General features: G+C 43.0%; 9 protein-coding genes. 8 read left to right on the forward strand and 1 reads right to left on the reverse strand.

The features are described from left to right. The coding region (locus CAG68_RS12610; RefSeq protein WP_161441219.1) for a DUF3693 domain-containing protein at positions 1 to 358 on the reverse strand (358 nt) is incomplete at its 3' end. A gap of 184 nt (positions 359 to 542) precedes the next feature. Here CAG68_RS12610 and CAG68_RS12615 point away from each other — a divergent pair. The 8 genes from CAG68_RS12615 to CAG68_RS12650 form a co-directional block, all read left to right on the forward strand. Then, positions 543 to 767, forward strand: a complete 225-nt coding sequence (locus CAG68_RS12615) for a hypothetical protein (RefSeq protein ID WP_005376287.1) — start codon at positions 543 to 545, stop codon at positions 765 to 767. Further along, positions 760 to 2016 carry a replication initiation factor domain-containing protein gene (locus CAG68_RS12620; RefSeq protein ID WP_005376284.1) on the forward strand — a complete coding sequence of 419 codons (1257 nt, stop codon included), beginning with the start codon at positions 760 to 762 and terminating at the stop codon, positions 2014 to 2016. The genes CAG68_RS12615 and CAG68_RS12620 overlap by 8 nt, the downstream gene beginning before the upstream one ends. Positions 2017 to 2021: 5 nt before the next feature. Beyond that, positions 2022 to 2348 (forward strand): hypothetical protein, encoded by a 327-nt coding sequence (locus CAG68_RS12625; protein WP_005376281.1) that lies wholly within the window; start codon positions 2022 to 2024, stop codon positions 2346 to 2348. Beyond that, the gene (locus tag CAG68_RS12630; protein WP_005376279.1) at positions 2345 to 2590 is read left to right on the forward strand and encodes a hypothetical protein; all 246 of its coding nucleotides are present in this window, start codon (positions 2345 to 2347) and stop codon (positions 2588 to 2590) included. Before CAG68_RS12625 ends, CAG68_RS12630 begins: the two co-directional genes overlap by 4 nt. Positions 2591 to 2618: 28 nt before the next feature. Beyond that, on the forward strand, positions 2619 to 2810 hold the full coding sequence (locus tag CAG68_RS12635) for a hypothetical protein (protein ID WP_069501075.1): 192 nt from the start codon (positions 2619 to 2621) through the stop codon (positions 2808 to 2810). Positions 2811 to 2943: 133 nt separating this feature from the next. After that, positions 2944 to 4422, forward strand: coding sequence for a chemotaxis protein (locus CAG68_RS12640; protein WP_161441220.1), 1479 nt, complete (start codon positions 2944 to 2946; stop codon positions 4420 to 4422). Then, positions 4422 to 4754, forward strand: coding sequence for a DUF2523 family protein (locus CAG68_RS12645; RefSeq protein WP_005376274.1), 333 nt, complete (start codon positions 4422 to 4424; stop codon positions 4752 to 4754). The genes CAG68_RS12640 and CAG68_RS12645 overlap by 1 nt, the downstream gene beginning before the upstream one ends. 5 nt (positions 4755 to 4759) lie before the next feature. Next, a partial coding sequence (locus CAG68_RS12650) for a zonular occludens toxin domain-containing protein (RefSeq protein WP_161441221.1) occupies positions 4760 to 5747 on the forward strand: 988 nt, incomplete at its 3' end.

Genomic DNA, 5747 nt, shown 5'->3' on the forward strand with positions numbered 1-5747 from the left:
CATATAATGCGCACTTAGCTATAGCTACTTTAAGGTCGCCAAGCCACAACGCAAACATGCCACAAATCATTGAAATACTTGATAATCCTAGCCCGTTAAACTTTTTTGCAATCTTCGCCCAAGCTTGTTGAGCTTCGTACGTTTTGGCTTTATCAGCAGCTAAATACACCAAAACGGATTCTGTATCTGCTCCAATTTCTTTAGCAAGAAAAAGCGCTTCATTTTCAGTTAGATAGCGTTGTCCATTTCTAATTGCGCTAATCTTTTGGCGGCTTAACCCCAAATCATGAGCAATTTGCTTATCTTGAACATAGTTCTTTGCCTTTTTATAGGCATCTAGCAGTTGATTTGTGTACATAGTCGCACCTCCTGTCTTGATTATTGTATACCCGCAGTCCACAAAATGCGGTCTTTACAGTCCTGAATTTTGTGGCTTATAGTCCACTTAAATCAGGATTTAGACCACCTTGGCTTGAGGTGTTTGCCCTTGACGCTTACGTCTTGGCTTTGGTGGTCGCTCTCACACCCATAGAGACTTAGCAATGACCTTTGAACTTAATAGACCTCAAAAACGTCCGGTTTACTTCGAGCATCATTCAGACGGCTTTTGGTGTTCTATTGATGGTCAACCTGAGTACTTCAAAACCAAACAAGAAATGTACATGTTTGCGTGTGGTGAGTGTCGAGAATTGATTCAAATCACGGATGAAAATGAGCGTGAGCTTCGTGAATCTGGTGCTTTTGATGCGGATTACTGCGATGAATAGAACGATTATCGACTTTGTTAGTTTCTCTGGCTCCCCTGAGCTTCTTCAACGTTGCAAGGAAATGGCTAAACAGCGTTTCGCAATTGCTCAAACTAACGAATTTCAATCTCAAAATGTCGTGGCTGTTGCTCATCGTGAGAAAACCCAAATCGCCTACTTCATGGAAAATCTTGCTCATGCTCTTGGTTGTGATGAGCGTAACGAATTCGCTAACAGTGATTTGTACTTTGCTGCGGCTGACAAGGAATTGAAAGACGCAGACCTAGAAATTGCGACGGATAAAACGTTCAAGGAATGTTACGACAATCTCATTTCTAACATCGGTATCGACATGTTAGACGTGCTTTGTCATGGGGAAATTGAATCGTTTCTTGAGGTACTTCAAAACGAAATCAGCTATGAGGGTAATCACTGGGAAATCAAACGCAAAGGCGGTGGATTCTCTGGTTATTCTCATTCGGCTAAGTTGCTTTGTAACGGTACTCAGGCAGGTTTAGTGGCTTGGGGTGCGGCTAACTTTGGCTTTTATGTATCGTTCTCTGGCAAGGGTTGCGAGGCTGTTGATATGGCTAAGCTCCAACATGCGCTTAAACAGATTCCTAATACAAAATTGACTCGTGTGGATATTGCTCTTGATGACATGCAAGGCAATGTAACCATTGATGAGATTAAAGAGCGTTACTGTAACGGTGAATTCATTACACGCGGCACACCTCCATCTTGGGGTGAGTTTTGGGGTGGTCGTGGTATGAGTAAAGAAGACCGTAGAAAATGCGGTTTGGTTCCTGATGCTGGTCATACATTTTACGTGGGTGCACGTGAGAACGGCAAGATATTCCGCGCTTACCATAAAGGTGCGCAACTTAAGTGTCAGGATTTCCCAAACTGGAACCGTTTCGAGGTTCAAATTGGTAATCGCTTTCGTGTGATTCCTTTGGATGTTCTAACCAACAGTGACCAATATTTTTCTGGTGCATACCCTGCTCTAGCAACGCTAATTCCTAGTGTTCAACCTGTGGCGATTCCGACGGTAAAAGTCCAGTTTCAAACGACATTAGAAAACGCTATCAAACATGCGAAAACTCAGTACGGCAAGCTTATTAATCTTATGGCTCAGCTTTACTCTGATGAGAAAAACGCGCATGAAAAAATCATTAAGCGTCTTACTGACGGCTTAGATATTACTGATATCCCCGACCGCATTAACTTTCCAGTCGGTCGGGCTTTAAACGCAATCAATCTGGAGTAAATGAAATGAGTAACACTATCACTGCTGTTGTGGCTGGCTGTGAGCATTCTGTCGGTCTGTCCAAAAAGGACGATACACCATACAACTTTGCTCAGTTAAATATTCTTGTACCTAACCAAGGTTGGAAGTCTGCTAAGGGTCAATGTAAGGCTTATGGCTTAACTCAAAAACAAATGTCTATGGCGGCTAACCCTGCTCTACTTTCTGAGTTTGACAAGATTCAAAACCAGTTCCCTGTTAAGTGCGTTCTAACTCTTGAGCCTGACCCTGAGAACCCTCAGCGCAACTTAGTTACTGATTTCAAAATTGCGGAGTTAGAAGACGAATTATGACTCTCTCAGTCTGTGCGGAAATCCTCACTGATGGAACGATTAAAGCTTTCCCCTACGAGCCGTTAGCCAATTGTACGTTCGTAGTGGTGAGCAATGACGACTATCAGTTGATGGCGACTCGCGCAAACTTGGAGTTTGATATTGATGCAGCATTTTACGCTGAGATAACAGGTTATTTGCTGCTCTCTTTTGTGTCCGGCCACGTGCTCGGACGAATCGTTAAAGGGCTTGGTAAAGCCTAATCCTGTAAAACCTTTTGGAGATATTCCTATGAAAAAACTATCTGTTCTTTTGGCTACTGCGGTAGCGTCTGGCTCTACTTTCGCTGCTGACCATTCTGATGCAATTAACGCGGCTGTAACTGAAGGTCAATCAAACTACACGCTAGTTGTGGTTGGTCTGATTGGTCTAGCGGCTATCGGTTTTGGTCTTCGTATGATGATTGGCGCGATGCGTTCGTAATCACTATGCAAGAGACGTTAACCGCCATACTCACCCTACTTTTCGCTCTCTCGATGTTCGGTGGATTCGTTGGGGGTTTTAAGTCTGGTATTAACGCCTCCTAGTGGGGCGTTATTTTTTATAAGGAATACAAATGGGCATTAAACAAAGCATTGCGTCACTGGTTATTTTGCTGAGTGTTTCGTTTAGTGCTTTTTCGGGTTATTGGAACCATCAAGGTACTAACAAGCGCTTCCCTACAGCATCCGCCGTTGACTCTTATGTAAAGGATACTTGGAATAATACGGTTCCTAACGGTGAGCCTGACTATATAAAGTATTACGGTTGTTATTTTTCTTATTCTGGCACCTATGGGGTTGGTAAGTGTAAGGAGACTGGTACAAGCCGTCCGTCTAATATTGCGAGTTTCTATTACTTTGATTCTAATATCTGTCCAGATGGTCAGGAATTAATAGACAATGAATGTCAGATTCCTCCTCCTCCTTTCTGTGAGAGGCCTGACACAATTCAACAAATGGACGACTTTAGACAAGCCTGTTATCAAATGGGTAATGGTTTTTCTCCTGATGTGTCCTGCTCTGATGCAACAGAATCTTTAGATATGTTTTGTGATGCTCCTCCACCTCAGGGGTGTACTCCAGATTCATCTAGTTGGCCTGCGTGCAAGGATGATGAAAACAAATGTGACGAAAATGACCCTGATTGGAATCCAGAATATGGAATGTGCTGTCGCCCAGAAAATAACTGGTGTGATGTTCCTGCTCCTGAGTCATGTGTTATCGGTGGCGCTAATTGGCCTGCTTGTGCTGACGATATTGATGTTGACCCTCCAACGGGTGGCGATTTAGGCGACCCTGATAAACCCTCTGGCGGTGGCGGTGGTGGTTCTACTGACCCTGATAAACCTGAACCGGATGTTGATAATACTAGTGACACTCTAGCGGCTATTAAGGCTATGAATAAGGATGTTAACTCTCAGCTAACTGGTATCAATAACGACATGAACAAAAACCAAGCTGAAACAAAATCAGCTCTTGATGCTCTCAAGGCTTCTGTTGATTTGAATACCGATACGGTTGTCGATAATGCAAATCATGTGGCTAATGCAATTAATGGTCAGTCCGACATGTTGTCTGACATTGGCAATAACACAAATCACTTATTAACTTCTGCAAATCATCTTTTAAATGATGGTTTTGCTCAGCTTGCTAATCGTTTAGATGGTGTCGAGGCAACCAACCAAAAAGGCTTTGGTGATGTGGTCGATGCTATTGAGGGGTTAGGTAAACCTATGGTTGACGGTGGCGGTGGTGGTGCCGTTGTTCCCCTTTATTCAGCTACCCAATTACACAACTTAAACGCTGAAATTACTGTCCTTAAAAATGAGTATAAGGATTTGCTAAACCAGTACCGCGCCTACTTCAATTTTACGTCTGATGTTAACGGCGGTGATTACAACGCTCATAACATCGAACTCACGGTTCGCGGCAATGTAGTCCGTCAACAGAATGCTGTTATGGCAGCGTTACAGGATAACGCAGGAATCATTGGGGCGGTGGTTTTGTTTGTATTTGGCTTGCTAGGGATAAGAGCAATCGGAGGGGCTTTCTAATGTATGAGTTTTTTCAATACATCACCAATATGGGTGAGACCATTCTCAACTATTTCAGTAATGCAGGTAGTTATTTTGATGCGGCTTTTGTGTGGCTCCAAGCATGGTGGATAAAAATGAAATTCATGGTGATGATTGAGTTTCTGCGTATCTCTTATTTGGTGGCGACAACATTATTAGATGAGATTGGTTTTAGCTCCCTATTCTCTGATTTGTTTAACTTGCTCCCCTCTGAGCTTCGTTACTGGGGGATATTATTTAAAGTACCTGATGGGATGGCTATTTATGCCAATTGTGCCACTACTGCACTTGTAATGAGAATGTCGAGGTAACAACAATGGCAATTAGTATTAGAACGGGTGGCAATGGCTCTTATAAATCCGCTTACACGGCATGGTTTGTTATTCTCCCTGCTCTTAAGGCTGGTCGTGTGGTTGTGACCAACTTTGAGGGTATGCAGCCCTTAGAGGAAATTGAAAAGCGCTTGAATATTAAATTCCCTTCATCTGCTAAGTTGATTCGTATTTTCTCGCGCTCTGAAATTGGTATTGAACTCTGGCAGCATTTCTTCTGTTGGTGCCCTCTTAACGCGCTCATTGTCATTGATGAGTGTCAGGATATCTTTTCTAAAAACATCGGCTTCGATGGTCGAAAAATTAAATACCGCCCTTTAGAAGAATTTCTCCCAAACCTACCTAAAGGCTATAAGGAGTTTTTCGATTCTCGCCACGTTCCTGTCGATTTGAGTACGTTGCAATCGTGCGAGATAGACGATTTAGGCGTGGCTGAATACGACGAAAATGGTCGCATAATCTACCCGTTAACTTATAACGAGGGCTTTATGCGTCATCGAAAATACAACTGGGATATTGAGTTGCTCTCTCCCGACTGGCAGCAGATAGATAGCTCAATCAAGGCGTGTGCTGAGCAAGCTTTCTTTCACAAAAATAGGGATGGTTTTTTCTTTGCTAAGCGTAAACCGTGGATATACAAACACCCTACCAATGTGACTAAACCAGTTATTCCGCAAAAGAAAGACGCAAACCTATTCCCTCAAAAAATCCCCTTGGAAGCGCACCTACTTTATAAGTCTACGGGTACGGGTGCGGCTACTAAATCAGGTGGCTTGAATACGCTGTTTCGCTCTCCGAAATTCTTTCTAGCCTTGTTCTTAATGATTGCTTGTCCGGTGTATTTTATTTATGGCGCTATGGATTTACTTACTGAAGATGAAAGTCAGGTTTCAACAGATGAACTTGAGACGAAAACTAACAGCCAAAATTTGGAATCTGTTCCGGCTGGACGGGCTTCGACGTCTACTAAAG

It is taken from the genome of Vibrio sp. V42_P2S4T144, assembly GCF_009904715.1.
In the GTDB taxonomy this organism is placed as follows: domain Bacteria; phylum Pseudomonadota; class Gammaproteobacteria; order Enterobacterales; family Vibrionaceae; genus Vibrio; species Vibrio alginolyticus.

What these genes read in the sequence shown, in the direction of transcription:
- CAG68_RS12615 (WP_005376287.1), top strand. Translation starts at nt 543, where the DNA reads ATGACCTTTGAACTTAATAGACCTCAAAAACGTCCGGTTTACTTCGAG.
- CAG68_RS12620 (WP_005376284.1), top strand. Translation starts at nt 760, where the DNA reads ATGAATAGAACGATTATCGACTTTGTTAGTTTCTCTGGCTCCCCTGAG.
- CAG68_RS12625 (WP_005376281.1), top strand. Translation starts at nt 2,022, where the DNA reads ATGAGTAACACTATCACTGCTGTTGTGGCTGGCTGTGAGCATTCTGTC.
- CAG68_RS12630 (WP_005376279.1), top strand. Translation starts at nt 2,345, where the DNA reads ATGACTCTCTCAGTCTGTGCGGAAATCCTCACTGATGGAACGATTAAA.
- CAG68_RS12635 (WP_069501075.1), top strand. Translation starts at nt 2,619, where the DNA reads ATGAAAAAACTATCTGTTCTTTTGGCTACTGCGGTAGCGTCTGGCTCT.
- CAG68_RS12640 (WP_161441220.1), top strand. Translation starts at nt 2,944, where the DNA reads ATGGGCATTAAACAAAGCATTGCGTCACTGGTTATTTTGCTGAGTGTT.
- CAG68_RS12645 (WP_005376274.1), top strand. Translation starts at nt 4,422, where the DNA reads ATGTATGAGTTTTTTCAATACATCACCAATATGGGTGAGACCATTCTC.